Below are 24220 nucleotides of genomic sequence, written 5' to 3' on the forward strand. Positions count from 1 at the left end.
TGGGTGGCCTCGCTTTCGCCCGTCACTATGGCCTCGTTTTCAACCATCGCCGACACTGACACCTGTCATGAGACAAGTTGCGAACAAGGATCCACCGCCGAACCGCGGGACCATGTCGATCTCCTGTCTCACGTTCTGACAACTTCCGTGAGATCGAACAGGTCAGCGCAGGATCGGAACCCGCCGCACGACCGGCAGGCGCTGCCAGGACGCGTCGAGGCTCGCCGTGCGTGCGGCGGGCGTGATGGCGAGCCCGATCAGGACCAGGGCGTAGACCAGGTGCTCGTCGATGATCGGGTTGGTCGCGCTCTGCCACACCGCGAGCCGCAGCAGCACCATGAGGGCCACGCCAGAGAGCGTCGCGATCCGGGTGGCGATCCCGAAGAGGAGTGCGATGCCGACGCCGCCCATGCCGAGCATGAACAGCCAGTCGATCACGACGTTGCCCGCCAGCCCGTGGAACAGGGGGGACAGCGGGCCTTGGGTCCCGAACTGCAGGAATCCGGTCGTGGGTGATGCGCCGTGGATCCATGCGGCGGCGCCGAAGAGGTCGACGGCTCCGGTCTTGGGGTCTCGGCCCGTGCTGAATCCGAGGGCGAACGTCTTGTCGAGGAAGGCCCACAGGAACACCAGCGCCATCGTGATCCGCAGGACGGGCCACACCACGCGGAGGGGCGATGCGGTCTCGTCGGAGGGCGCGCGGAGCGGGCTCGCCGTCTCCGCAGCAGGGGTGTCGGTCGATCGGTCGGCAGTCGCGTTCATCGTCTTCATCTCCATCGCTCGGCGCGCACAGGGGACGGAGGCCCCCGTGCGAACCACGAGAGAACGACGTCGTAGGTTCACGGGATCCGGGATCCCGCAGAACTCGCGGCTATTTCGCGCGCTGCTCCAGCTCGCGGATCCGGGCCTCCAGGGCGGCAATGCGGTCGTAGAGATCCACCAGTGTGACGCCGTCTGCCACGACACCTGGTCGCCGCCAGTTCGCGCGAACGAATTCCTCATGCGTGCGGAACTCCTCGCGCCGTCGGTAGCCGGGGCTCCCTGGTAGATCGAAGCCACTGAAAAAGCTCATGCGTTCCCTCCGCTGCGTTGGCCGGCCGGCTGCTGACATCCAATCACGTCGCGATGATGCCGGCCTCGGGAGGACGGCCCACCCGATCACAAGACTCCAGGTGCAGCCGAGACGATCAGGATCCGGCTGCGGCTCGCGTGCGGAGCGTGAGGAGCTCGATCGCCGACGCCACGCCGCGTGCCGCTTCGGCGGCGTCGATCCGCGCCAGGGCGAACGCCGCGACGACGCTGCTCGTGATCGCGGTGACGAGCCGTTCGCGATCGTCCGCATCGAGGCGAGGGTCGTGCGCCTCCACTCCCCGGGCGAAGGCGTCATGGAGCTCCTCGCGATAGTCGGCGATCACGCGGGCGACCTTCGGATCCTGCGCGATCGGGGCGCCGGCGGCGTTCACCAGGAGGCAGCCGTGCGTCGCCGGCATCGAGGTCAGGGTGCCGAACGCGTCGTGCAGGCCCTGCAGGTAGACGATGATCGCGTCGGGTTCGACGCTCTCGCCGGACAGGGGCCGCAGTCGCGGGCGGACGACCTCGTCGAGGTAGCTCTGCACGGCGGCGTCGAACAGTCCGCGCTTCGAGCCGAACGCGTTGTAGATGCTGGAGCGGCTGAGGCCTGTCGCGGACTCGAGCTCGGGGATCGAGGCGCTCTCATAGCCGACCGACCAGAACAGCGTGCGTGCCGCGCGCGCGACCGTGTCGCGGTCGAAGCTCTGCGTGCGTGCCATGGGCGCTCCTTTAGTGTAACGGTCGGTCTAGTATATATTGGACAGGTCGTTACAGAAAAGGTTCACCCAGAGGAGTCCCATCGTGGTTGTCGCAGGTCTGATCTTCGCCGGAGTCGCGGCGCTCGTGCACGTCTACATCTTCGTCATGGAGTCGCTGGCGTGGACTACGCCCCGTGTGCGCGCGACGTTCGGCACGAGCGAGGAGGAAGCGCTCGCGACGAAGTCGATGGCGTTCAACCAGGGGTTCTACAACCTCTTCCTCGCGATCGCCGTCGTCGTGGGCATCGTCGTCTTCGCGATCGGGGCGCCGGCCGTCGGCGCGACCCTCGTGTTCGTCGGAGCAGGATCGATGGCCGCTGCGGCGCTGGTGCTGCTGCTGTCCAGCCCCGACAAGCGGGCTGCGGCGCTGAAGCAGGGCGTGATCCCCGCGATCGCGGTCGTCATTCTGGCCCTCGGCATCACGCTCTGATCGCCCCCTGTCCCGCACACCCATCCCCTCACGAAGGAGTTCCATGTCCACTGCCCTGAGCACCCAGATCCAGCTCGCGAAGCGTCCGGTCGGCTGGCCGACGCCGGACGACTTCCAGACCGCGGAGGTGGTCTACGAGGCTCCCGCCACCGGCGAGGTGCGCGTGCGCAACGAGTTCGTCTCCGTCGACCCGTACATGCGCGGGCGCATGAACGACGTCCGCAGCTACGTCCCGCCCTTCGCGCTCGGAGAGACCATCACCGGAGGTGCGATCGGGCGTGTGGTCGCCTCGGAGGCCCCCGAGCTCCCGGTCGGCACCCTCGTGCTGCACCAGCACGGCTGGGCCGACGTGGTGCAGGCCGAGGCATCGACGTTCCGCGCCGTGCCCGAGGTTCCCGGCCTCTCATCCTCGCTGCGCCTGCACATCCTCGGCATGACCGGCCTCACCGCGTACGTCGGGCTCACCGCGATCGCCGGGCTGAAGCCGGGCGACACCGTGTTCGTCTCCGGTGCGGCCGGCGCGGTCGGCACCGCGGTCGGCCAGATCGCCAAGCTGCTCGGCGCCGGGCGGGTCATCGGCTCTGCGGGTACGCCCGAGAAGGTGGCACTGCTGACGGAGAAATACGGCTACGACGTCGCCTTCAACTACAAGGACGGCGACGTGCGCGCCCAGCTCGCGGCCGCAGCACCGGAGGGCATCGACGTGTTCTTCGACAATGTGGGCGGGGATCACCTGGAGGCGGCACTCGACGCGTTCAACGACGGCGGCCGCGCGGCGCTGTGCGGCGCGATCGCCGGCTACAACACGACCGACCGCACGCCGGGGCCGGACAACCTGGCCAACATCATCACCCGCGCTCTGACGCTGAAGGGCTTCACGCTCGCGGCATACCTCGGCCTGGCGCCGGAGTTCCAGGAGAAGATGGCGGCCTGGTTCGCCGAGGGGAAGATCGCCTACGACGAGACGATCGTCGACGGCATCGAGAACACTGTCGACGCGTTCCTCGACATGATGCGCGGCGCCAACACGGGCAAGATGCTCGTGCGCGTCGCCCCCGCGGAAGCCGCGGCGGAGCTCGCCTGAGCGCGCGGCGGTGGAGTCGGGCCTGCGCCCGGCACCACCGCCCGAATGTCCGCCACGCGGCGGGGTGGTCGCGGATACCCGGCGGGTGTGCGGATTCCGTGGGGTTGCGAGCCTGAGGGAATGACCTCCTCGATGCCTCTCGATGACAAGCCCGCTGCCATCCAGGAGGGATCTCAGGCTGAGTCCCGTCCTATCGGCCGCAGCATCGGTGACGCCCCAGCCGGCGGCACGGGGCGCCTGCTCGGCATTGACCTCGCCCGGGCGCTCGCCGTGTTCGGGATGTTCATCGTTCACATCGGCCCTCCGCTGTCGGCCACGGACGGCGTGGGGAGCGGGATCCGGTATCTCGCGGACGGTCATTCGTCCGTGCTGTTCGCGACCCTCGCCGGATCCTCCCTTGCGCTGCTCTCGGGCGGACGACACCCGAAGGAGGGACTGGCGGGGCGACAGGCCACGCTCCGCATCGCCATCCGCGCCGTCGTGCTCCTCGGCCTGGGAACGGTGCTGGCGATGCAGTTCGGCGGTGTGATCATCCTCGGCTTCTACGGCGTCTACTTCCTCCTTGCGCTTCCCCTCGTGCGGATGAGCGCGAAGACGGTCGGGATCCTCGCCGCGGCGACGGCGGTCGTCGGGCCGCAACTGGCCTTCGCACTGAATGCGCTGCTGCCCCCTGCAGTGCTGGACGGCATCAGCGCGGTCGATCCTCTGAAGCAGCTCAGCGAGGTCGGGATCGTCGAACTGCTGCTGAACGGGTTCTATCCCGCGATCACCTGGATGCCGTTCGTCCTTGCAGGCATGGCCCTCGGGCGACTGGACCTCCGATCCGGAGTCGTGCGGCTGCGCGTCGCGATCGTCGGCTCCGCCGTCACCGTCGTCGCCTACGGAGCCTCGCTGCTGCTGGCCGGGAAGAACGCGCTGGCGAGCCTCGCAGAAGGCGGAGAGATGCCGGACGGTGCCGGATCCCTGCTGCTCGCCGGCCCGCACAGCGGCACGACGTTCGACATCGTCGGCAGCACCGGAGTCGCGATGCTCGTCATCGTGGCGGCCACGGAACTCGTGGAGCGGCTGACCTGGCTGCGCCGCCTCGCTGCGCCGGTCATCGCCGTCGGAGCGATGTCCCTGACGGCGTACGTGGGGCCCTTCGTCCTTCAGCCGCTCCTGCTGAGCCCTGCAGGTGAGGAGCCGCAGCAGTCCTGGGTGCCGGTGATCTTGTTCATCCTCGGAACGATCGTGTTCGCGGCGATCTGGTCGCGGTTCTTCCGCCGAGGCCCGCTCGAGTACCTGCTCCACGTCGCCACGATGCCGGCGTCGCGACTGCGGTGAGGTCGCACACGAGGCCGATTCCTTGCAGGATCAGCCCGGCGATGAGTAATTGCGCCCAGGCAGGGCCTGCTGCCGAGGACGACAGTGCGGACATGCTCAAGGTTCACGTCTCCACGGAGCGGCCCAAACAGGGAGGGCCCCTCGCCGATGAGCACGGGCACCTGGGTGAGCGTGAGTTCGTCGACGAGTCCCGTGGCAGGAAACCACCGAACGGTCTCGCCTCCGTCGACATAGATGCGCCGGTGGCCCTTGCCGTCCAAAGCATCGATGGCTGCTGTGGCGGAGCGATGTACCGTGCTCCGAGGATCTCCGTCTGCGGCAAGGGCGGTGCTGTGGAACCTTCCCACACATCACGATAGAACGCTCGTCCCGCTCCAGCAGCGAGTTGACGGCGGTGGTGGAAGCGGTTCACGCGCGCCTCCGTGGGCTGCATGACGAGGATCGCGTTGTGCGGGCGAGGTCTCCAGACTTCTGGTCATTCGCCAAGCCGTGGTACTCCGAAGAGCCGGCCGGTTCGCCACCGGCCGGCTCCTCTCATCGCGGTCGCCGCGCATCTGATCCGGTGAGCCCGGGAGCTCAGCGCCGCACGCGATACCGGATGTGCGTCGCATGCGGAGTGTCGATGACCTTGACGACCTCCAGCTCGATCTCCGCGGGAAGAGAGTCGAACAGCCGATGCCCGCTGCCGAGGAGGACCGGGATCAGGTGCACCTGGATCTCGTCCAGAACCCCCGTCTCCAGCGCCTTCCGCGCGGTGTAGCCGCCCTGCACGTAGACATCCCGCTCGCCCGCCGCGGCTACTGCCTCCTCCATCGCGCGAGAGATCCCATCCTGCACATAGTGCACGTTCGGGTAGCCCCACCGAGCCGCTGGGCCCGGCGGTCGATGGCTCGGGATGAAGATCGGGACGCCGTTGTGCACATCGCCGCCCCAATGGTCCATGAGCTCGGCCGTGCGCCGGCCCGTTACAACGGCACCGATCCGGTCGAGCTCGGCCGCAAGGTCCTTCGCCTCGCCGACGAGAGCTCCGGGATCGCCCCCCGGCGCGTACCACTCGTGAAGGCGGTTGCCGTCGTCGCCGCCCAGGAAGTCGTCCTCTTTCGAGATGTATCCGTCCAGGGATACGGACATGTACAGAACCGTCGCCATCGCCACTTCTCCTTCGAAGGATAACCTCAGCGCTCCGCCAATCAAGCACAGTCCAAGTACGGGGTCAACGGTGATGCGGACCATTGCCGAAGGCGCGCGGATCGGCCCGCGAGGAAGCTTCGTCAGGGGCCGTTCGACGTCGCCTCTCGGCCGGGCCGTGAGAGCTCCAGCGCCGGATAGGCGATGGCGAACGCCGCCTGCAGCCCGCCGGTGAGCGCCGCCGCACCATGTCCGCCGTGCGCGAGCTCGCGAAGCTGGGCGTTCATGCCGGCCGCCTGAGCCGCGGCCGTGAACTTCTGCGCGACCGAGAGGTAGTGGGGGTCGTCCTTGGCAGCGGTGAAGACGGCCGTCGTCCCGGAGTAGCGGCGCTGCGCCAGAAGGGTGAGAGGCCTCGCCTGCTCGTAGCGCTGGGGGTCGCCGTCGAAAAGCCGTTTGACGGCGTCCGCGGGGTTGGTGGCCCCGGGGAACTCCTCTCCGGAGACGCTGATCACCGTTCCGAACATCTCGGGGTGCTCGGCGCCGAGCGAGATCGCGCACTGGCCGCCGTTGGAGTAGCCGGCGATGGTCCAGAGCCGCGGATCCGGGGACACGTTGAGGTTGGCGCGCATCCACGGGATGACGTCCTGCAGGAGATACGTGCGGGCTTTGCCGATGGCGGAGTCCACGCATCCGGTGTCCTTCACCTCCACCCCGACCTGGTCGGCCACGAGAACGATCGGAGCGAGACCGTGGTTGCCGGCGGCGTACGCGTCCAGGACCTGGGAGATGGGCAGGGGGTCGGGGTTGCCGGGGTGGCCCATGAGCATGAGCACGACGGGCAGACGTGGAGGGGCCGCCGTCAGGGCGGCGGGCGGAAGGTACACGCCGGCACTGCGAGCGTTGAAGCCGCTGTGGGTGCTCGGAATGGAGACGGTGCCTGTGCTGCCCTTGCCGGGCATGCCGGAAGGCGGTGTCCAGGTCTGCCAGAGAGGCCGCGCCGGGGCGGCGGAAGCGGAGTTCTGGGGAGTGGCCGTCGGGGCGGGGAGCCGGAGCGGATTCTCCGCGACGACGTTGAGCAGGTTCCCGATGGTGCGATTCAGGCCGAACGCGGCATTGATGCCGAGTGTGCCGGCAGCGGCGGAAGAGAGGATGGCGATGATCGCGACGGTGCGTCGCCAGGCGCCTCGCCGGAACAGGGACGCCGTGGCGACGCCGATCGCGGAGAGGGTGGCGGCCAGCCACAGATAGGCGGGCATCCCCAGCCCTCCGCCGAAGAGGTCGAGCCATCGGACGCAGACCAGCCAGAGGCCGACCGCGACGACACCGCCTCCGAGCGCGGCCAGCGCCGCGGTCAGGATCCAGCGCCTCGTCGCCCCCCAGAGGAGCGTCGCGACGACGCCGGCGGCGGCGAGCAGGTACACGAGCACAGGAACGATGCCGTCGACGATCGGGACGTGCAGGAACCCGCGCCAGAGCGCGGAGAAGAAGTCGGTCACGTTCCGATCCTCGCGAGGAACGAGGCCAGGGGAACCCGGAGAGCCTCCGCTTCTTCCCCCTGACCGGCGGCACGTGCACCCCCGGTCAGGGGATCCGCCCATCGCGGTGCGCGGAGACGCTGGAAGGACTGACGACGACCACGACCCGCATCCAGGGATTCCCATGACAGTCAAGGCAGCCGCACGATGACGGCGACGCAAGCGATTCGTGTCGACCAGCGTCGCGACGGCCGCATCACGATGCCGCCGCACGGCGTCATCGTGCTCGCGGTGGCCGTGCTGATCGGCGCGGCGGGCGCGGCAGCCGCCTGGCTGCGGCTGCCGCCGATGGCGCGGGACACTCTTTGGGCCGAAGACGGGCGGGACTTCCTGCAGGGCGCGATCGACTCCGGGTTCGGCGAGGTGTTCGTGCCCTACGGGGGCTATCTGCACGTGATCCCCCGAATCATCGCGGGGTTCGCCGCCGCGCTGCCGGTCGAGTCCATGGCGGTCGCCATGACGGCGGGCAGCTGTCTGGTCGCAGGCGCCTGCACGGCGATCGTCTGGCTGTGCGCGCGCCGGATCCTCCTCCCGGCTCACGCGGCCGTCGTCGCCGCGCTCACCGTCCTCGCGCCGCTGGCCGCGCGCGAAGTGCTCGGCAACACGGCCAACCTGCACACGCTGATGATGTGGACGCTCCTGTGGCTGGTCCTGGTCACGCCTCGCCGCCCGGTTCTCGCGGTCGCCTCGGCGATCGTGGCCGCGCTCGCCGCTCTGACCGAGATCCAGGCGTTGCTGCTGATCCCGGTGGCCTTGTGGCGGGTGCGTGATCCGATGCGCCGCATCGTGGCCGTAGGCCTGTTCGCCGGCCTGGCCGCGCAGTTGGCGGCTTCGCTGCTGAGCCCGCGTCGGCAGACCGCTTTCGGTCACGTCGAGCCGTTGTCGTACGCCAAGGGGCTCATCGTGAACGCGGTGCTGCCGTTCGCCCTTCCACAGCAGCAGATCGGGCCGGTGCTCGCGGGACGCAGCCTCATCGTCGTGCTCGGTGCGGTGGCCATGATTGTCATCCTGCTGGCCGTGCTGCTGCGGTCGTCGTCATGGTCGCAGCGGATCCTCGTCGCCGGGCTGCTGGCGGGAGCCCTGGTGATCTACTGCGGCAGCGTGTACGCCAACCCCGAGGACTACTACGACTACGCGCGGCACACGGCGCAACAGTTGCGCTCGATCTGGCTTCCGCGATACGGCGTCCTGCCCTCGATGCTCATCGCGGCTGCGATCGTGGTGGCGGCAGACGGCGCCGTGCGGGCCCGGCATCGGAGCGGGCGCAGCGCGGCACGCCTGCAGACCGTGCTCGCCCGGGTCGCCATCGCGGGGCTCGCCGTGTCATTGGTGCTGCACTTCGTGCCGTGGGACACGCGGCGATCCCAGGGGCCGGCGTGGGGCCCGCAGGTCGCGGCGGCACGGCAGCACTGCGCGCAGGCGCTCGGTCGTGGCGATGTCGCCCTGGCGCAGACCCTCGGCTGGGAGGTCAGGGTGCCCTGCGACCGGTTCGTCGCCCGCCCTTAGACGATCCCTGGGCCGCTGCTTCGCGGCTTCGCCGGCCGCGGGGCCGGCTCATCGCGGGGCGGAAGATTCCGTCGCGGTCGAGGGTGCCGGCCAGAGCCTGCGGACGAGGAGCGGGCCACCGATGCCGTGGATCACGACGCTGCCGAGGACGACCATGCAGGTGGCAGCGAGGATCATGAAGCCCTCCTCGCCGGGGAGAGCATTCGCTGCGATCAGGCCGAACACGATGGATGCCGCGCCTCGCGGTCCCATCGCCGCCATGAAGAACCGCTCTGCCCGCGTGGCCTCGCTGCCGATGAGGGCGATGCTGACGGGCACCAGCCGGCCGACGGTGAGCGCGACCAGGGCGAGGACGATGGCGGGCCACCAGTCGTACGTCTGGCTGAGCAGGAGTGTGGAGGCGAATCCGAACGCGAGCCACAGCAGGAGATTCGCGAGCCAGGACAGGTCTTCGACGAGGGCCAGTTCGGTGTGTTCGATGCCGCGCTTGCCGCGGGCGACGCGGATGACCACCCCGGCGACGAACACGGCGACGAAGCCGTTGCCGTGCAGCAGCACCGTGGCCGCGAAGACGAGGACCGGCGCGGCGATGAAGGCGATGCGCATGCTCTGCGGCTCTGTCCACCCGCGGAAGTCCGCGAATCGCGTGGCGCCTCCGATCGCGGCGCCGAGCGCACCGCCGACGACGAGGGCGATCAGGCCGGCAGGCGCGGCGACGGCGAGTGCGCGGCCCGCGTCGCTCGTGCTGCCCGCGCTGGCGAAGGCGAGGGCGCCGAGCAGGAGCGGCGAGACCAGGCCGTCGTTGTAGCCGCTCTCGATGCTCAGCCAGCGGCGCACCCGCGCGGGGATCCGCTCGTCGCGGACGAGAGAGGTCTCCGGTGAGAAGTCGGCCGGGACGGAGATGCATGCGATCGCCAGGATCACGGCCAGGGAGAGGCCGAGCGGCAGCACCAGTCCGACGGCGAAGACGAGCAACAGGGAGAGCGGCAGGCCGAGCCCGAGCACACGCAGGGGAACCCCGCGGAACTGCGAGCTCAGCGATCCGCGCACGTCCAGGGCGTCGACGAACAGGAGGAAGGCGAGGACGATCTCTGCGAGGAACAGCGTCGTCTTGGACTCCATGAACAGCGGCTCCTGCGAGGGCAGGAGCGCTCCCGCGACGGCGCCGAGCGCCGTCATGACCACCGGGCCGTTGACTGTGGCACGTCGGAAGGTGCGGCTCCACAGGGCCCAGACCAGCAGCCCGAGGCCCGCCACCAGCAGTGAGATCATCAGCATGCGGATCGAGGTCCTACTCGCGTCGAGGAATCCGCCGATCGACGGTCAGTCTTTCGTCGGCGTCCTGCACTCTACTGGAACGGACACGGCGCCGCCGGGATGGTCCCTGCGGCGCCGTGAGCTCCTCTCAGTCGTTCGGCGGCAGCGTCTTCTCGAACCGGAACATGAGGTCGTCATCTGTCCGCCCGGTGGGATCCGCCTCCTGCGTCCGGGGCGGCGGCTCATGCGGATCCGGGTGACGCGGATGGAAGAACTCGACGATGTGGAAGCCGCACACGTTCACGTAGAAGTGGATGTTGCGCGTCTCGAAGTGGGGGGTCATGGTCTCCCAGACCCGGGTCTGGGGGTAGCGCTGTTCGACCGCCTGCCACGCTCTCCGCCCGTGTCCGTGACCGTGGAACTCGGGATCGACGAAGAAGAAGTCGAGGCTGTTGTGCTGCGTCTCGGTATGGATGCTGATCACCGCACCGCCTACTCTGCGGCCCTCGGCCACGATGTGCAGGATCTCCGCGCGGGGGTCGTCGAAGGCCTCCCACACCTCTTCATCGGAGGGGATCGGCTCGGTCAGTTCTTCTCCGGAGTTCTCGACGACCGCGACGGCGAAGGCCGTTTGGATCCGCGGGACGAGATCAGGGAGCTCCTCCGCGGTGGCGGGGACGAGCGTGATCGAAAGAGCGTCGTTCATCGTTCGCATCATCAGAACGAGTCCCAGCCATCGTCATCCCAGTCCGAGTCGTCGTGATCGGCCTCCGCGTGGTGCTGGTCGTGCGGAGCGGACATGAGGCCCGAGATCCCCTGCGCGAGCAGCACGCCTCCGGCGACGCCGGCGGCTCCCGCTGCGGCTGTCTTGAGGAAGCTGCCTCCGCTCGAGCCGGCCTCGGCCGGGCCGGACGGGCGACGCGCACCGAACAGCCCGCCCCATCGTCCGCGCTGCTCCTCGGCCTGGGGCGGCGCGGGAGCCGACGCAGCGGCGGGGGCGGCGTACGAGGCGCCGGCCGCGGGGCCCGAGCCGGTCTGCTGCGCCGCGAGCGCCTCCTTCTGCAGGAGCACGGTCTGCACCAGGAAGTAGAGCGCATCGGGCTGAGAGCCGATCAGCTGGGAGATCAGCTGCGCGGCCTCGGCATCCTTCTGGATCGGAGCGGCGTTGCGCACGGAGTCCGCGAGATCGATGATCAGGCGCGCATCGGAGGTCTGCATGAGGGTTCCCTTCTCTCACGGCGATGGAGGTGTTCATCGACGTCGATCGGTGTTGACATACCCATGCTGTTCGTCGCGGCGAGGCAGCGGATCCGCCGTGTGGCGGGAAGCCCGCTCCCGGTCGGCGGGTCAGGCGGAGGAGCGGGGAAGGGAGAGGCGCACACCGAACCCTTCGCCGTCGGGCCCGGCGACGAGAGTCCCGCCGAGCAGCTCCGCGCGTTCTCTGAGACCCAGGAGCCCGAGTTGCGCACTCGGGAGGTTCAACGGCGGCTCGGAGGGCCGCGAGTTACGGATGACGACGCCGTAGGACTTGTCGTCCGCCCACAGCTGCACGCGGATCGCGGATCCGGGGGCGTGCTTGCGGACGTTCGTCAGCGCCTCTTGCACCGTGCGGTACACGGCTCGTTGCGCGGCGGACGGGAGATCGCGCGGGAGCTTTCCCGTGGTGGCCACAGGCAGCCCACTCGCCGCGATGAGGTCGGCCAGGTCGGCGATGGTGGGCTGCGGGGCCAGGCCAGGGCTCCGCGTGCCGGCCGCCCGCAGCAGCATCACCATCGAGCGCAGTTCGCTGAGCGTCGTGGCGGCCATCGTGCGGATGGAGCTGGCGGCACTGCGCACGTCCGCGTCTGTGGCGGTCACCTGCAGTGCGCCCGCCTGCACCGAGATCAGGCTCACCTGGTGCGAGACCACGTCGTGCATCTCCCGGGCGAGCTGGTTGTGCTCCTGGGTGAGGACGCTCTGCGCGTACAGCTCGCGTTCGTGCTGTTTGGTCGCCTCGATCTCGGCGATCCTGCCCCGCAGATCCGATGCGGCCTGGGTCAGCTGTCCGAGCAGGATCGGGGCCGCGGCCGTGGCGAGCTGGTAGACGAAGGTGACGGCCGTCCAGTTCTGGTCGGTCGTGAGCTGGCTCGTGAGGGGCCAGCCGACGGCTTCGGCCGCGGCGAACAGCGCCCCGCAGACGAAGAGCAGCCAGCGCCGACGGGTGCGGCTCGAGAGCGCGAGCAGGGCGATGATCGGTGCGGCCAGGATGTTCGCTATGAGGGCAGCGGGCAGAGTCAGTGCGAAGGCGAGCAGCGGCCAACGGCGGCGGATCAGCAGGGCCGCGCAGGCGAGCGCGCTGGTGCCGATGCTGAGCGCGCCGTCGTCGGTGTAGGTGAGGTACGCGTCGGCGACGGCGATGGCGACGGCGAGGAGGTCTGTCGTCCAGGGAGGCGTGCGCCGCCAGATCGCGAGGAGACCGCTCACTGTCCGGAAGGCCGCTCATCGAGCAGCCCCGCGCGCTGCGCCGCGAGCGCCGCCTGCACCCGGCTGGCGACGCCCAGCTTGGCGAGGATGGCGCTGACATGGTCCTTGACTGTGCCGGCGCCGAGGTAGAGGCGCCCGCCGATGTCGGCGTTCGAGAGGCCCTCGGCGACGAGCGCCAGCACCTGGCGCTCGCGGTCGGTCAGCGTGCCGACGCGTTCGGCCTCCTCGTCGAGCACAGCGCCCAGACCCGGGTGCGTGTCCAGCAGAGTGCGGGATGCTCGCGGAGACAGCACGACCCCGCCCGCCGCCAGGGCGCGCACGTATTGGCCGAGCTGTTCCGGCTCGGTGTCCTTCAGCAGGAATCCGGACGCACCCGAGCCCAGCGCGGTCATGATGTACTCGTCGGCGTCGAAGGTCGTGAGCATCGCCACCGCGGGGCGCTCGGGCAGCGTCGAGATGATGCCCAGCAACGTGAGCCCGTCCACCTGCGGCATTCTGATGTCGAGCAGGAGCACGTGAGGCTTCTCGGCTTTGATCACATCGAGTGCTTCGATGCCGGATGCGGTGCCGACGACGCGGATGTCGTCGGTGGCGTTCAGGATCATGGTGAATCCTGAACGCACCAGGGCCTCGTCGTCGACGATCACGACACGGATCATGGGTTCCTCTTCTCCTCCCAGAGAACGCTAGGGCACACAAGCGCGCGGATGCCCGATCACCGCCGCCAGGTGGACCTGATCCCCGCCGATCGACGGATGCGGATACCCCGATCGGCTGACGACTCCGCGGCGGCGAACCGATGGACTGTCCTCATGCGCCTCGTACTGTCTCGTCTCGCCCGGAGCTCCCCGCGGTATCCGCTGTCGTCGACCCTCGCCGCCGCCGCGCTGGGCGCGGGTCTCGCCAGGCTCACCTGGGCCGGCGAGGTGGAACTCGACGGTGCGCATTTCAGCGTCCTGTCCTGGATCCTTCTCGTCGTCGCGGTCGCGGTCGCCGAGCGGCGGGTGAGCAGCAGATGGGCGTTCAGCGTCGCGGCCGCCGCGACGGCGGCCGGTGTCGTGGCTGCGTGGGGCGTGTTGTCGGCGGCGGCGGCCTTCGGGGAGCCGCTGTCTCAGGAGGCACTGCGCTTTCAGGCATGGACACCGTCCGTGACCAGTGCCGCACTGCTCATGGCCGTGTCCAGCAGGCTCCGGCTGGCGACCGGCCGGACGCTGCGTTGGGGCGTCGGGACCGCTGTGATCGTGCTGCTGCTCATGACCGGACATGCATCGGATGTGGCGCGCGTCTTCGCGGTGCTGGCGGCCGGGCTGGTCGCGACGGTCGGTCGCTCCGCTGTTCCCGGCGCCGACTGGCGACCCACCGTGCAGACCCGCTGGCGCAGCGTCCTGGCATCGGTGCTGGTGGTCGTCGCCAGCGCCTTGGCTCTGGGAACCGTCATGCCAAACGCCACCGGGGTTCTGGCCTGGACGGGCGCCGTCTTCGACCCGGTCGTCGCCCCCATCGCTTCGGCGCTGTTGATCGTGAGTGCGGTGCTCGTCATGCGGGGCCGGCTCACCGGCATCCTCCTGGGGGGCGCCGCGCTCGCCGCGGTCGCGGTGGTCTCCATGATCGAGTTGGTCGTGCGTCCCATTCTCGAGGGGGGCATCGTCTGGCAGGGGCTCACCGGCGCCGAGACCGAGTGGCAGATCGTGCTGCTGCTCTCAGGGGGTCTGCCGGCAATGGCCGCCCTGCTGCTGGCACTGGGGGCGCGCAAGGTCATCCGCCGACCGGCTCCCGTGGCGACGCCGGTGGATCGGAGACGGCTGCAGGACGTGCTCAAGGCGTCGGGGGATGCGACCTTCGCGCACATGGCGACCTGGGCGGGGAACTCGCTGTGGTTCGGCGAGGACGGCTCGGCGATCGCCTACCGTGTCCGCGACGGCGTCGCCTTCACCGTCGGGGATCCGATCTCGGACGACCCGCGACCCGCACTGCGGGCATTCGCCGAGTTCTGCGAAACGCGGGGCTGGACCCCGGTCTTCTACAGCATCCACGACGAGGCCGCGTCGGCACTCCACGAGGACGGCTGGGCGCGCACCCCGGTCGGTACGGACGCCGTGATCGACGTGCCGGACTTCTCCCTCAGCGGCCGCCGCCGGCAGGACCTTCGCACCGCCGTCAATCGCGCGGACCGCGAAGGACTCTCCGCCGTGTGGACCACCTATGCGGACAGCAGCGCTGCGGTGCGCGCCCAAGTGGACGCGCTCTGCGCAGGCTGGGCCGACGAGAAGGTCCTGCCGGAGATGGGGTTCACGCTCGGCGGGCTCGCCGAGCTGACCGATCCCGAGGTCCGTCTGATGCTGGCGATCGGCGCCGATGGACGCGTCCAGGTCGTGACGAGCTGGCTTCCGCGCCATCGGGACGGTGAGCTCATCGGGTGGACCCTCGACGTCATGCGCCGCGATCGTGACGCGATGCCAGGTGCGATGGAGTTCACGATCGTCTCCACCGTGCGGCGAGCGGCGGAAGAAGGGCTCCCGATCGTGGGTCTGTCCGGCACCCCGCTCGCGGCGCACGAAGGCCACTCGGTCGGCTGGCTGTCCCGTCGGATGTCCCGGCTGCTGGAGCCCAGCTACGGCTTCGCCTCACTCGAACGCTTCAAGGCCAAGTTCGGCGCCCGACACGAGCCGCTCTGGATGAGCTACCCGCAGCCGCTCCATCTTCCGCGGATCGGTCCGGCGCTGCTGCGCACGTATGTGCCCACCCTGAGATTCACTCAGGTCGTCACGTCTGCTCTGCGCGTTCGTGCTCAGGGTCTTGCGAGTGCCAGCCGGTGACATGATTCTGCGACGGCTGGATCTGCGTCGGAGGCTTGTGGCGGAGATTCGAGCGAACGGGCCCTGAGATCGAAATGATCTCCGTGCGCTACGGTCTCCTCAGACGCGCGCGAGCCGTACGGCAGCGCATCACGGCAGTCGGATCACGGGAGTTCTATGGCAGGGGAGCGCGAGGCGGATGACGCGCGTCGGGCGTCGTTGACGGCGATGATCGAAGCGGATCCGCAGCGGCTGCGCCGCCGCAGCATCTCTCTGGGCGTCCCGGTCGACGACGCGGACGACGTCGCGCAGAACGCGCTGCTTCGGGCGTGGCGATCGATCGAACAGCTGCATGCGCCGGAGCCGGGGCAGATGTGCTCCTGGCTCGACGCGATCGCGCGCAACGCCGCGATCGATCTCGCGCGTCTGCGGCACCGGCGGCCGGAGTCGATGCTTCCGGAGGACGTGCGCGACGAGCAAGACGTGAGCGGTGAGGTCGAGATGCGGGTGATCCTCGACGGGGCACTCGAGGCGCTGCACGGGTTGCCCGAGGCGCTGCGCGAGCCGCTGCTGCTGAACGTCGTGGATCAGCTCTCGGCCGCGGAGATCGCCGAGCGGCTGGACATCACTCCGGTGACGGCGCGGCAGCGGATCGCTCGTGCGCGCAAGGCGCTGAACAGCTGCCGGCGTTCCGGCATGTCCGAACACGCCTCGCGGGTCGGGGCCTGACCCGGGCTGCTGCCACCTCGTCGGCTTTGTCACACTTCTGCGTCAGGGGCGTCTTCCTCTCTGAAGGCCCGCACCGTGCGGGTCTCGGAAGAAGGGAAACCTCATGACCGTGACCGCTCTCGACCAGCTCAACCTCGCCTTCGCGGACCGCTTCAACGCACGCGATCTCGAGGGACTGATGGCGCTCAACACCGAGGAAGTCGTGTTCGTGCCCGCGCCGGGCACCCCCGTCACCGGCCAGGACGCCGTGCGCGGCGCGCTGGAGCAGTTCCTCGGGCTGAACCTGCCCATCACCATGACCGTGCGCCACGTGTTCCAGACGGGGAGCACCGGTCTGGCGATCGCCGACTGGACGATCAGCGGCACCGGCCCCGACGGGTCCGAGATCCACCTCGCCGGCACGACGGCGGACGTGGCCGTTCACGACGAGCGGCACGGATGGCGCTACGTCATCGACAACCCCTTCGGCACCGCCTGAACCGCGGGCGCCGGCGATCCAGCCGCGCGACGGCCGGGACGCGGCGGGATCCTGGCCGTCCGCCCGGGCGGTTCCCGAGGCCGGGCGGACGGCGGGCACCGGTCCGGCAAGGCCTGATCCGGTACCATTCCCGGGTGCCGACCGTCGCCCCTGCCCTCATCGACCGTGCCGAACGTCTTGCGGGGCGCGCGGACCGTGTGGCGCTCGGCATCGTAGGGGAGCCGGGATCCGGCAAGACGACGCTGACCCTGGCCCTGATCGCGGCGCTGGAGGAACGAGGGGTCGCGGTCGCGTGGCTCCCGATGGACGGGTTCCATCTCGGCGACGGCAGCCTCCGGTCTCTGGGGCTGGTCGACCGCAAAGGGGCGATCGAGACCTTCGACGGATGGGGGTACGCGGCGACGTTGCGCCGGGCGCTCACCGAGGTGGACCACGCGGTCTACGTCCCCGGATTCGAAAGGACTCTGGAGCAGCCGATCGCCGCGGACCGGCGCATCGCCGCCGGACCCGCCCTGATCGTGACCGAGGGCAACTACCTGCTCGACGCGGAGGAGCCGTGGGCGGTCGCGCGCGGTCTGCTCGCCGAGGTCTGGTTCGCCGAGACGCCCCAGGACCTGCGCCGGGAGCGACTCGTCGCCCGGCACGTCGCGTTCGGGAAGACGCCCGCCGAGGCCGAGGCCTGGGTCGCGGCCGTCGACGAGCCCAACGCCGAGCGGATCCGCGCGCGCCGGGGCGTCGCGGACCTCATCGTCGCCGACTGACCGCCGTCGGCGACCGGCCGGGCACCGGCGCCCGTCGAGCAGGCACGGTCACGGTCACGGCGCGACCGTGATGTCGATCTCCTTCGACTGCGCATCCGCGGCGACGCGCACGGCGATGGTGCCGGGCGAATCGGCATGGAGCTGCAGAGAGGTCGCCACACCGGCCTCGTCGGTGGTGTCCGTCTCGAATCCGTCCGGGTAGATCCCGGGTCCCGAGAGGACGTCGAAGGTGACATGCGCACCGGCGACGGGTGCCCGGCCGTTCGTCACCTCGACGATGATGCGAACCTCGTCGCGGAGCGTGACAGGGCCGTCCGGCGAAACGAGTCTGATGCCGTGTGTGGCCGTCGGCGTCGGCGTCGGCGTCGCGACGCGGCTCGTGTCCGACGGCGCGGTGCAGCCGGACACGAGCACGGCGACCGCGAGCACGGACAGGACCGCGGTGAGTGGGCGCGTGCGCATCGTCAGCTCAGCGTGACCGAGAAGGTCCAGGTGCTGCTTGCGATCAGCACCGTCACCGAGAAGGACCCAAGCGCTCCGACCACGATCGGCAGCGACAGTTCGCCGCCGTCGACGGGAGCGGAGGCGCTGTTCGGATCGGCGCCGACGTCGAGGACGTCACCGTCCCAGGTGGCGATCCCGGAGGCGCCGGCGAGAACGGCGGATGCGCTGCCCGAGTACGGAGTGCCGTTGTCGCTGACCTGGATGATCAGCGCGATGGAGTCCCCGGGGGAGACTCCATCGAAGTCGAACGCCCGCCCCGCTCCGTTCAACGCTGTCGCGTCGAGGAGGGGTGTCGAGGCGGCGGCCAGGGGAGCTGCCACCGCCGCGGCGATGACGGGCACCGACCAGGCGCCCGCCACGAGCGCGGCACGTCGCGTCAAGCCCTCAGGCGCGGTGGGGGAATCGTGTTCAGGCATGTCTTCTCTCCGCGGGTGAACCGTTGTCCGGGATGTCATCGGGATGCGTAGGGGGTGGTGGTGATCGCGGTGCCGGATGCGTCACTGAGCGAGATCGTGGCCTCTCCCGCCGGGATCGAGGCGAGATAGGTCTTGAACTCGTTCGTCACGGACGCCCCCGGTGCCACGGCTGTGAAGGTCTTGGAGCCGTACTTCGTCAAGAGCTTGATCGTCACGGGATTCGCGCCCGTGTTCCTGGCCGTGACCTGGACCGACACTTTGCCCGACACGATCTTCGACTCGGCCGTGCTCTCCGCGCTGAGCGTGGGCACCGGCGCGACGACGGCGACCGTCGGCAGTGTCATCGACTGACCCGCCCCGACGGCGGTGACCGACATGGTCCCCGGGGTCGAAGAGGATGCTGCCGGGGCGATCGCGATGCCGGCCGCGTTCGTCGTGGCCACGGCCGTCGTCGCACCGTGGGCGAACGTCCCGCCGGTGAGGGTGAAGGTGATGTCGGTGCCCAGAACGCCGCCGCCGTTGCCGTCGACGATCTGCGCCGCGAACCCGTTGGTCGCCTGCCCCGTCAGGATCGTCTTCGTCGCGCCGAACGGCTTGAGCACGGCATCGGCTCCGACGCGCGTGGCGGCGACGGTCACGGCGACCGGTGAACTCGTCGCTCCGCGAAGGTCCGTCGCCCGGAACGCGACCGGGACCGACTGATCGCCGTCCACGGCGAACGGGGCCGAGTACTGCTGCCACGCGCCGTTGTTCACGGAGTACTCGATCCGAGCGATCCGGGTGTCCGTCGCGGTGGCGGTCAGTGACACCGTGCGTCGGTCCACCGTCGCGAAGGCCCGTGGCGCGGGATGGTTCACGAACATGCTCTGCGTCAGAGGCGTGACCGTGATGCTGTCGATCGTCGCCGTTCCGCCCTCCGACCAGGCGCTGATCGCGGTGGCTCCCGCGTTCGGAAACACCTGATCGGTCAGGCTCGTGCGCCCGTCCGCGGTGAACAGCTCCACGGAGGCCCGGTCGAGATACAGGTCGAGCGCGATTTTCCCGTCGCTCTGCAACGAGACGGGGGCGCCGTCAACCGAGGGGAACCTGCTGTCGAAGCCCACGTTGCCCGAGTTCGTGCGGTCCAGGAACAGGCGGCCTTGGGTGGTGTCGTAGCCGATCTTCGTCCCGCTGCCGCTGCCGCTGCCGCCGTCGCCGAAGACCGTGATACCGGCTCTCGTCGCCGCTCCGGGATTCAGCACGACGTGAACCTTGGCGACCTCGCCGGACAGGCCGAGGTCCGTCGCTCCGTTCACGGCGACCGCGGAACGCGTCTGGGCATTCGGCTGATCGAGCAGGGCATCGACCTGGGGCGCCACGCGCTGACTCAGCCGCGGACCGTCGGGAGTGCTCACCAGGTTCACCTCGCGCGGCAGCGCCATCGAGCTGCGCCACGTCGATGTCGGGATGTTCTCGGCGTAGTCCCAGTCGTTCATCCAGGCCTGCATGATGCGCGTTCCGTTGGCCGGAGTGCCCCCGTAGGAGATGCCCGCGTAGTAGTCGCGCCCGTGGTCGAGCCAGTCGTAGCCGTCGAGCGCCGACGCGGCCGACGTGTCGCCGAACATCACCTGATCCAGCAGGATGTGACCCCAGCCGAACCGGTTGTTGTCGACGACCTGGATGCTCGCCTGCTTGCCCCGGAACTGACGGACGTTCCACGACGCCCAGTCGAGGTTCTCACTGTTCGCCCCGGTGGCGGTGCGGACGACCTTTCCGTCGACGATGAGATTCACCGCCGTCTCGTCGGAGCGCACCTGCGCCGGCTCGTCACCGATCACCACATTGTCGAAGGTGAGGTGCCCCCATCCGCCCGTCGCGCCATCGTGGATCCGGATCTGCGCCTGCTTGCCGGCATAGTCCTGCACATGCCACGAGGCCCAGTTGAGGGCGCCGTCGTCCTTGCCCATCGCCGTCCTGACCACGGCCCCGTCCACGATGAGCTCGGCTTCGAGGCTGCCGTCGTCGCGGTGTCCGCCGCCGATCAGGAACGAGACGTACGAGCCGTCGAGAGTGAAGGCGGGGGAGGTCATGTCGCCGGTGTTGTCGTCGCCTCTGGGGCCTCCTTCGAAGGTGTTGATGCGCTTCGCACCGAGGTAGTAGTCGCCGCCGGCTGTGGACGGGTTGCGGTTCGGATCCGTCGCGAAGTCTCCCGTGAGGGTCCATCCCGAGCCGGCGAGGTTCTGGCCGTCCGGCAGTTCGAAGTCGAACAGGGTCCGGCCGGCGGGCGGGTTGTTGGTCAGCTGCGAGTCGGGAACGTGCGGGTGCTTGCCCCCGCTGACGAGGAAGTTGACGTAGTCGTCGGTAATGGTGAACGTGGGGGACTGCAGCGTGCCGACGGCCCAATCGTGATCCATGAAGCTGTTCACCAGCCCCGATCCGACGAAGCCGGTCACCGGGCTCTGTCCGTCCAGCGCGCCGGTGGCGGGGGCGGATCCCCACGGGCCGTTGAACCGGTTACCGGGTTCGTTGTTCACGGTCCAGCCGTCATAGCTGCCGTTCTCGAAATCGGCGAAGGTCGTCCCCGCGGGTAGGGCGCCGGGGCCGTCCGTCGTCTCGCTGGTGAATGTCGTGCCGTCGAAGTCGCCCACGAAGTACTGTCCCGCGCTGCCCTGGTTGGGGCCTCCGGGGTTCAGGTTGACGACCATGACCCATTTGGTGCGGGTGGGGTCGCCGTCGACCGGAAGCGGGAACAGATCCGGGCATTCCCACTGGCCGCCGACGGCGTTCGCGGGCCCGAAGTCCGACAGATGCGTCCAGGTCTTGAGGTCGGTGCTCTTGGAGATCACCACTTTGTGATCGGTGGCCTCGACGGCGACCATCACCCAGTACTTGCCCGCGGGCCCGTCGTACCAGGACACCTTGGGGTCGCGGAAGTTCGCCGAGTTCCGATTCAGCACCGGGTTCCCGCCGTACTTGGTCCAGGTCTGCCCGTGATCGAGGCTGTAGGCCAGGGACTGCGCCTGGATTCCCGCATAGGTCGGATTCTTGTCCGTGTACGCCGAGGTGTAGATCGCCACGAGCGGGGTCGGCCCACCGGGGGCGCCGAATCCGGAGGTGTTGTCCACGTCGGCGACGACGGATCCGGAGAAGATGTCCTCGACGGACTGGCCCTGATCGTTGAGGGTCTGCGGGATGGCCAGCGGCTGCTCGACCCAGTGCACCAGGTCATCGGACGTGGCGTGGCCCCAGCTCATGTTGCCCCAGCGTGTGCCGGACGGGTTGTGCTGATAGAAGAGGTGATAGGTGCCGTCGACATAGACGAGACCGTTGGGATCGTTCATCCAGTTGGTCGTCGGCGTGTAGTGCACCAGCGGCCGATACTGCTGCGACGCCGGCGGCGGAGCGTCGGCAGCCTGAGCGGACACGGCGACCGAGGTGCTGAGCAGCAGCGCACACGCTGCGATGCCCGTCATGAGCGTGGAGGACCTGCGGCTTCTTTGCCTTCTCACGATGAGAGTTGCCTTCCTGTGAAGTGGCTGACAACGATGTCACCCGCGCCGACAATAGTGAGAACCGTGCGATTGCGCAAGTGTTCCTCGCGAAGCGACTCCTCTCGCCTTCATTCGCGACACCGTTGTCGGGCAGGGCTCGGCGCTGGGCGCGAGCGACGTGGTCGGCTCGTCAGTCCTCCGACGTCCCGGCGTTCGCGCCGCTGCCTGCTCAGGCCCGCGGCGGCCGGATCTCGCCGGAGCCCCGTGGGATCAGATCCACCGGGATGACGATGCGTTCGGCGGCCAGACGCTGGCCGGCGTCGAGGGAGGTGAACAGGCGTTCCGCGGCAGCGCGCCCCATCTCCCGCGGGCGCTGCGCGACCACGGTCAGGCCCGGCTCGAGCAGATCGGCGAGCTCGACATCATCGAAGCCGACCAGGGCCACGTCGCGATGCCGCCCGAGCTTGCGCAGCGCGTGCACGGCGCCGATCGTGATCAGGTTCTGGCCGCTGACGATCGCGGTCGGCGCATCGGGAGCGCCCAGCAGCGTCATCACTGCGCGCTCGGCGGCATCCTGATCGGACAGGTCGGCAACGATCGTCGCCGAGTCGGCCGGCACGCCGAAGTCGGCCAGCGCGGCGAGGAACCCGCGCTCTCGCTCCCGGGCCGTCCAGATGGAACGGCGATCGATGAGCAGAGCCAGGCGGCGATGTCCGAAGCTGAGCAGATGCCGCGCGGCCACGCCGGCCCCCGCGAGGTTGTCCGAGTGGACGCTGTCGGCGGCGTACCCGCTCGGCTCTCGGTCGACGAAGACCACCGGCATCTCCGGGGGGACGAGCTCGGCGAGGTAGTCCTGGCTCTCGGCGACGCAGGTGAGGATCAGGCCGTCGACCTTGCGCCGCACGAACGCCTCGACGGCGGCGACCTCGCGCTCCGGATCGTCGTCGAGGCTGGAGGCGAACACGGCGACATCGCGGTGCGCCGCGACGTCTTCGATCGCGCGGTGCATGGTCGCCGCGAACGGGTTGGACACGCTGCCGAGCAGCAGTCCGACCGAGCGCGTCCGCGTCGTGGTGCGGCGTAGGTTCGCTGCGTGCGCGTCCGGCTCCCAGTGCAGTGCCTCGATCGATGCACGGACACGGGTGGCGGTGGCGGGTGCGACGTTGGGCTCGTCGTTGACCACCCGGGAGACGGTCTTGATGCCGACTCCCGCGTGCCGCGCCACCTCGCGGATGGTGACCCGTGGTGGTTTCGGCGCTGATAACGATGTCATATACCCGTTGTGTTTCCTTGACGTTTCGGTTGCGCTGCGCGAACCGATGCATTAAACATACCTCTGACACCGTTGTCAGGGGTGTCGCCCCGAATCCTGTTAGGACAGCAAAGATGCCAATCCACATGACCCGCTGCGCGAAGCTCGCCGTCGCAGCCTCGTTCGCCACCATCGCCGCTCTCTCCCTCAGCGCGTGCTCGTCGACCGGCGGGGCCGGTGCGACCGCCGGTCCGAATGACGAGGTCGGCGTGACCCTGATCGTCAAGACCACGACGAACCCGTACTTCGTCTCGATGGAGGACGCCGCTCAGGCCGACGCGAAGAAGGCCAACGTCAAGCTCACCCTCGCGGCGGGCAAGAAGGACGGCGACACCGACAGCCAGATCCAGGCGATCGAGAATGCGATCTCCCGTGGCGACAAGGGGATCCTGATCACGCCGAACGGCTCCGCGGTCAACAACGAGATCGCGAAGGCGCGCAAGGCGGGCCTGTACGTGATCGCCCTCGACACGGTTCCGGACCCGGCCGATTCCGTCGACATCACGTTCGCGACCGACAACTTCGCGGCCGGCGAGCTGATCGGCAAGTGGACCGCCGCGAAGCTCGACGGCAAGAAGGCCACCATCGCGATGCTCGACCTGTTCAGCGATCAGATCGTCTCGGTCGACACCAACCGCGACCAGGGCTTCCTGAAGGGGCTCGGCATCGAGGTGCCGGACAAGAGCAAGAACGGATCCGAGGCCAAGAGCGGCTCCTACACCGGCGGCAAGGGCGGCGAGTACACGATCGTCGGTCACCAGGCCACCCAGGGTGCCGAGGACGGCGGTCGCTCCGCGATGGAGACCCTGCTCTCCAAGAACCCCGACATCAACGTCGTCTACACGATCAACGAGCCGGCCGCCTACGGCGCGTACCAGGCGCTCAAGGCCGCGGGCAAGGAGAAGGACGTCACGATCGTGTCGATCGACGGCGGCTGCACCGGCGTCGGCTACGTGAAGGACGGCATCATCGGCGCGACGGCGCAGCAGTACCCGTCCAAGATGGCCTCGCTCGGCATGGAGGCCATCGCGAAGATCGCCCGTGGCGGCGAGAAGCCGAAGACCACGGACGGCCTGGACTTCTTCAGCACCGGTCAGAAGCTCGTCACCGACCAGGCCCAGACCGGTCTGGAGAGCCTGACCTCCGCCGACGCCGGCAGCACCTGCTGGGGCAAGTGATCTCCCGGGGCGCCGGCGGAGT

23 protein-coding genes and 1 pseudogene are annotated in these 24220 nt (G+C 69.3%); 9 read left to right on the forward strand and 15 right to left on the reverse strand.

Annotated features, from left to right (window positions below; all coding sequences use genetic code 11):
- Nucleotides 1–162: 162 nt before the first annotated feature.
- From ACTJI8_RS17660 to ACTJI8_RS17670, 3 genes are all read right to left on the reverse strand, one after another.
- Nucleotides 163–762, reverse strand: coding sequence for a hypothetical protein (locus tag ACTJI8_RS17660; protein WP_440734745.1), 600 nt, complete (start codon nt 760–762; stop codon nt 163–165).
- 109 nt (nt 763–871) lie between these two features.
- Complete coding sequence (locus tag ACTJI8_RS17665) at nt 872–1072, reverse strand: hypothetical protein (protein WP_440734746.1); 201 nt, start codon at nt 1070–1072, stop codon at nt 872–874.
- 115 nt (nt 1073–1187) lie between these two features.
- Nucleotides 1188–1790: a TetR/AcrR family transcriptional regulator gene (locus tag ACTJI8_RS17670; protein ID WP_440734747.1), complete on the reverse strand. Its 603-nt coding sequence runs from the start codon at nt 1788–1790 to the stop codon at nt 1188–1190.
- A gap of 82 nt (nt 1791–1872) precedes the next feature.
- On the opposite strand from ACTJI8_RS17670, the gene ACTJI8_RS17675 reads away from it, so the two are divergent.
- From ACTJI8_RS17675 to ACTJI8_RS17685, 3 genes are all read left to right on the forward strand, one after another.
- The gene (locus tag ACTJI8_RS17675; protein ID WP_440734748.1) at nt 1873–2259 is read left to right on the forward strand and encodes a DUF1304 domain-containing protein; all 387 of its coding nucleotides are present in this window, start codon (nt 1873–1875) and stop codon (nt 2257–2259) included.
- Between the two features lie 43 nt (nt 2260–2302).
- On the forward strand, nt 2303–3343 hold the full coding sequence (locus ACTJI8_RS17680) for an NADP-dependent oxidoreductase (RefSeq protein ID WP_440734749.1): 1041 nt from the start codon (nt 2303–2305) through the stop codon (nt 3341–3343).
- A 120-nt stretch (nt 3344–3463) separates the two neighbouring features.
- Nucleotides 3464–4666: a DUF418 domain-containing protein gene (locus ACTJI8_RS17685; RefSeq protein ID WP_440734750.1), complete on the forward strand. Its 1203-nt coding sequence runs from the start codon at nt 3464–3466 to the stop codon at nt 4664–4666.
- 77 nt (nt 4667–4743) lie between these two features.
- Here the strand turns inward: ACTJI8_RS17685 and ACTJI8_RS17690 are convergent.
- The 3 genes and pseudogenes from ACTJI8_RS17690 to ACTJI8_RS17700 form a co-directional block, all read right to left on the reverse strand.
- Nucleotides 4744–5013, reverse strand: a pseudogene (locus tag ACTJI8_RS17690) (dihydrofolate reductase family protein); the annotation flags it as partial.
- A 229-nt stretch (nt 5014–5242) separates the two neighbouring features.
- Entirely contained in the window at nt 5243–5815 is a 573-nt protein-coding gene (locus ACTJI8_RS17695) for a dihydrofolate reductase family protein (RefSeq protein ID WP_440734751.1), read from the reverse strand.
- Nucleotides 5816–5937: 122 nt separating this feature from the next.
- Nucleotides 5938–7290 (reverse strand): alpha/beta hydrolase, encoded by a 1353-nt coding sequence (locus ACTJI8_RS17700; RefSeq protein WP_440734752.1) that lies wholly within the window; start codon nt 7288–7290, stop codon nt 5938–5940.
- A gap of 186 nt (nt 7291–7476) precedes the next feature.
- Between ACTJI8_RS17700 and ACTJI8_RS17705 the strand changes: the two genes are divergently transcribed.
- Nucleotides 7477–8835 (forward strand): hypothetical protein, encoded by a 1359-nt coding sequence (locus ACTJI8_RS17705; protein WP_440734753.1) that lies wholly within the window; start codon nt 7477–7479, stop codon nt 8833–8835.
- 48 nt (nt 8836–8883) lie between these two features.
- Here ACTJI8_RS17705 and ACTJI8_RS17710 read toward each other — a convergent pair whose 3' ends face one another.
- The 5 genes from ACTJI8_RS17710 to ACTJI8_RS17730 all read right to left on the reverse strand — a co-directional run bounded on the left by ACTJI8_RS17710 (nt 8884) and on the right by ACTJI8_RS17730 (nt 13214).
- Nucleotides 8884–10113, reverse strand: a complete 1230-nt coding sequence (locus ACTJI8_RS17710) for a cation:proton antiporter domain-containing protein (protein WP_440734754.1) — start codon at nt 10111–10113, stop codon at nt 8884–8886.
- A gap of 127 nt (nt 10114–10240) precedes the next feature.
- On the reverse strand, nt 10241–10798 hold the full coding sequence (locus tag ACTJI8_RS17715) for a GNAT family N-acetyltransferase (protein WP_440734755.1): 558 nt from the start codon (nt 10796–10798) through the stop codon (nt 10241–10243).
- A gap of 11 nt (nt 10799–10809) precedes the next feature.
- On the reverse strand, nt 10810–11310 hold the full coding sequence (locus ACTJI8_RS17720) for a DUF2076 family protein (protein ID WP_440734756.1): 501 nt from the start codon (nt 11308–11310) through the stop codon (nt 10810–10812).
- Between the two features lie 129 nt (nt 11311–11439).
- Entirely contained in the window at nt 11440–12555 is a 1116-nt protein-coding gene (locus ACTJI8_RS17725) for a sensor histidine kinase (protein ID WP_440734757.1), read from the reverse strand.
- Nucleotides 12552–13214: a response regulator gene (locus tag ACTJI8_RS17730; RefSeq protein ID WP_440734758.1), complete on the reverse strand. Its 663-nt coding sequence runs from the start codon at nt 13212–13214 to the stop codon at nt 12552–12554. Before ACTJI8_RS17730 ends, ACTJI8_RS17725 begins: the two co-directional genes overlap by 4 nt.
- Before the next feature lie 153 nt (nt 13215–13367).
- Between ACTJI8_RS17730 and ACTJI8_RS17735 the strand changes: the two genes are divergently transcribed.
- The 4 genes from ACTJI8_RS17735 (at nt 13368) to ACTJI8_RS17750 (ending at nt 17318) form a co-directional block, all read left to right on the forward strand.
- Nucleotides 13368–15371 (forward strand): bifunctional lysylphosphatidylglycerol flippase/synthetase MprF, encoded by a 2004-nt coding sequence (locus tag ACTJI8_RS17735; RefSeq protein ID WP_440734759.1) that lies wholly within the window; start codon nt 13368–13370, stop codon nt 15369–15371.
- 156 nt (nt 15372–15527) lie between these two features.
- On the forward strand, nt 15528–16079 hold the full coding sequence (locus ACTJI8_RS17740; RefSeq protein WP_440734760.1) for an RNA polymerase sigma factor: 552 nt from the start codon (nt 15528–15530) through the stop codon (nt 16077–16079).
- A 103-nt stretch (nt 16080–16182) separates the two neighbouring features.
- Nucleotides 16183–16557, forward strand: a complete 375-nt coding sequence (locus ACTJI8_RS17745; protein ID WP_440734761.1) for a YybH family protein — start codon at nt 16183–16185, stop codon at nt 16555–16557.
- Nucleotides 16558–16691: 134 nt separating this feature from the next.
- A complete protein-coding gene (locus ACTJI8_RS17750) occupies nt 16692–17318 on the forward strand; it encodes a nucleoside/nucleotide kinase family protein (RefSeq protein ID WP_440734762.1) in 627 nt (208 codons plus the stop codon).
- 54 nt (nt 17319–17372) lie between these two features.
- Here ACTJI8_RS17750 and ACTJI8_RS17755 read toward each other — a convergent pair whose 3' ends face one another.
- The 4 genes from ACTJI8_RS17755 to ACTJI8_RS17770 form a co-directional block, all read right to left on the reverse strand.
- Nucleotides 17373–17780 carry a hypothetical protein gene (locus ACTJI8_RS17755; RefSeq protein ID WP_440734763.1) on the reverse strand — a complete coding sequence of 136 codons (408 nt, stop codon included), beginning with the start codon at nt 17778–17780 and terminating at the stop codon, nt 17373–17375.
- Nucleotides 17781–17782: 2 nt separating this feature from the next.
- The gene (locus tag ACTJI8_RS17760; RefSeq protein WP_440734764.1) at nt 17783–18238 is read right to left on the reverse strand and encodes a hypothetical protein; all 456 of its coding nucleotides are present in this window, start codon (nt 18236–18238) and stop codon (nt 17783–17785) included.
- Nucleotides 18239–18273: 35 nt separating this feature from the next.
- Nucleotides 18274–21690, reverse strand: coding sequence for a GH32 C-terminal domain-containing protein (locus ACTJI8_RS17765; protein WP_440734765.1), 3417 nt, complete (start codon nt 21688–21690; stop codon nt 18274–18276).
- 247 nt (nt 21691–21937) lie between these two features.
- Nucleotides 21938–22981, reverse strand: a complete 1044-nt coding sequence (locus ACTJI8_RS17770) for a LacI family DNA-binding transcriptional regulator (protein WP_440734766.1) — start codon at nt 22979–22981, stop codon at nt 21938–21940.
- 113 nt (nt 22982–23094) lie between these two features.
- Between ACTJI8_RS17770 and ACTJI8_RS17775 the strand changes: the two genes are divergently transcribed.
- Nucleotides 23095–24198 carry a substrate-binding domain-containing protein gene (locus ACTJI8_RS17775; RefSeq protein WP_440734767.1) on the forward strand — a complete coding sequence of 368 codons (1104 nt, stop codon included), beginning with the start codon at nt 23095–23097 and terminating at the stop codon, nt 24196–24198.
- The last annotated feature ends 22 nt before the right edge of the window (nt 24199–24220 follow it).

The organism is Microbacterium sp. 22303 (assembly GCF_052045265.1).
GTDB lineage: Bacteria > Actinomycetota > Actinomycetes > Actinomycetales > Microbacteriaceae > Microbacterium.

Excerpts from the sequence above, each read along its gene's own strand:
- ACTJI8_RS17660 (WP_440734745.1), bottom strand. The coding sequence starts at position 762 with ATGAACGCGACTGCCGACCGATCGACCGACACCCCTGCTGCGGAGACG.
- ACTJI8_RS17665 (WP_440734746.1), bottom strand. The coding sequence starts at position 1,072 with ATGAGCTTTTTCAGTGGCTTCGATCTACCAGGGAGCCCCGGCTACCGA.
- ACTJI8_RS17670 (WP_440734747.1), bottom strand. The coding sequence starts at position 1,790 with ATGGCACGCACGCAGAGCTTCGACCGCGACACGGTCGCGCGCGCGGCA.
- ACTJI8_RS17680 (WP_440734749.1), top strand. The coding sequence starts at position 2,303 with ATGTCCACTGCCCTGAGCACCCAGATCCAGCTCGCGAAGCGTCCGGTC.
- ACTJI8_RS17685 (WP_440734750.1), top strand. The coding sequence starts at position 3,464 with ATGACCTCCTCGATGCCTCTCGATGACAAGCCCGCTGCCATCCAGGAG.
- ACTJI8_RS17695 (WP_440734751.1), bottom strand. The coding sequence starts at position 5,815 with ATGGCGACGGTTCTGTACATGTCCGTATCCCTGGACGGATACATCTCG.
- ACTJI8_RS17705 (WP_440734753.1), top strand. The coding sequence starts at position 7,477 with ATGACGGCGACGCAAGCGATTCGTGTCGACCAGCGTCGCGACGGCCGC.
- ACTJI8_RS17710 (WP_440734754.1), bottom strand. The coding sequence starts at position 10,113 with ATGCTGATGATCTCACTGCTGGTGGCGGGCCTCGGGCTGCTGGTCTGG.
- ACTJI8_RS17715 (WP_440734755.1), bottom strand. The coding sequence starts at position 10,798 with ATGAACGACGCTCTTTCGATCACGCTCGTCCCCGCCACCGCGGAGGAG.
- ACTJI8_RS17720 (WP_440734756.1), bottom strand. The coding sequence starts at position 11,310 with ATGCAGACCTCCGATGCGCGCCTGATCATCGATCTCGCGGACTCCGTG.
- ACTJI8_RS17730 (WP_440734758.1), bottom strand. The coding sequence starts at position 13,214 with ATGATCCGTGTCGTGATCGTCGACGACGAGGCCCTGGTGCGTTCAGGA.
- ACTJI8_RS17735 (WP_440734759.1), top strand. The coding sequence starts at position 13,368 with ATGCGCCTCGTACTGTCTCGTCTCGCCCGGAGCTCCCCGCGGTATCCG.
- ACTJI8_RS17740 (WP_440734760.1), top strand. The coding sequence starts at position 15,528 with ATGGCAGGGGAGCGCGAGGCGGATGACGCGCGTCGGGCGTCGTTGACG.
- ACTJI8_RS17745 (WP_440734761.1), top strand. The coding sequence starts at position 16,183 with ATGACCGTGACCGCTCTCGACCAGCTCAACCTCGCCTTCGCGGACCGC.
- ACTJI8_RS17755 (WP_440734763.1), bottom strand. The coding sequence starts at position 17,780 with ATGCGCACGCGCCCACTCACCGCGGTCCTGTCCGTGCTCGCGGTCGCC.
- ACTJI8_RS17760 (WP_440734764.1), bottom strand. The coding sequence starts at position 18,238 with ATGCCTGAACACGATTCCCCCACCGCGCCTGAGGGCTTGACGCGACGT.
- ACTJI8_RS17765 (WP_440734765.1), bottom strand. The coding sequence starts at position 21,690 with ATGACGGGCATCGCAGCGTGTGCGCTGCTGCTCAGCACCTCGGTCGCC.
- ACTJI8_RS17770 (WP_440734766.1), bottom strand. The coding sequence starts at position 22,981 with ATGACATCGTTATCAGCGCCGAAACCACCACGGGTCACCATCCGCGAG.
- ACTJI8_RS17775 (WP_440734767.1), top strand. The coding sequence starts at position 23,095 with ATGCCAATCCACATGACCCGCTGCGCGAAGCTCGCCGTCGCAGCCTCG.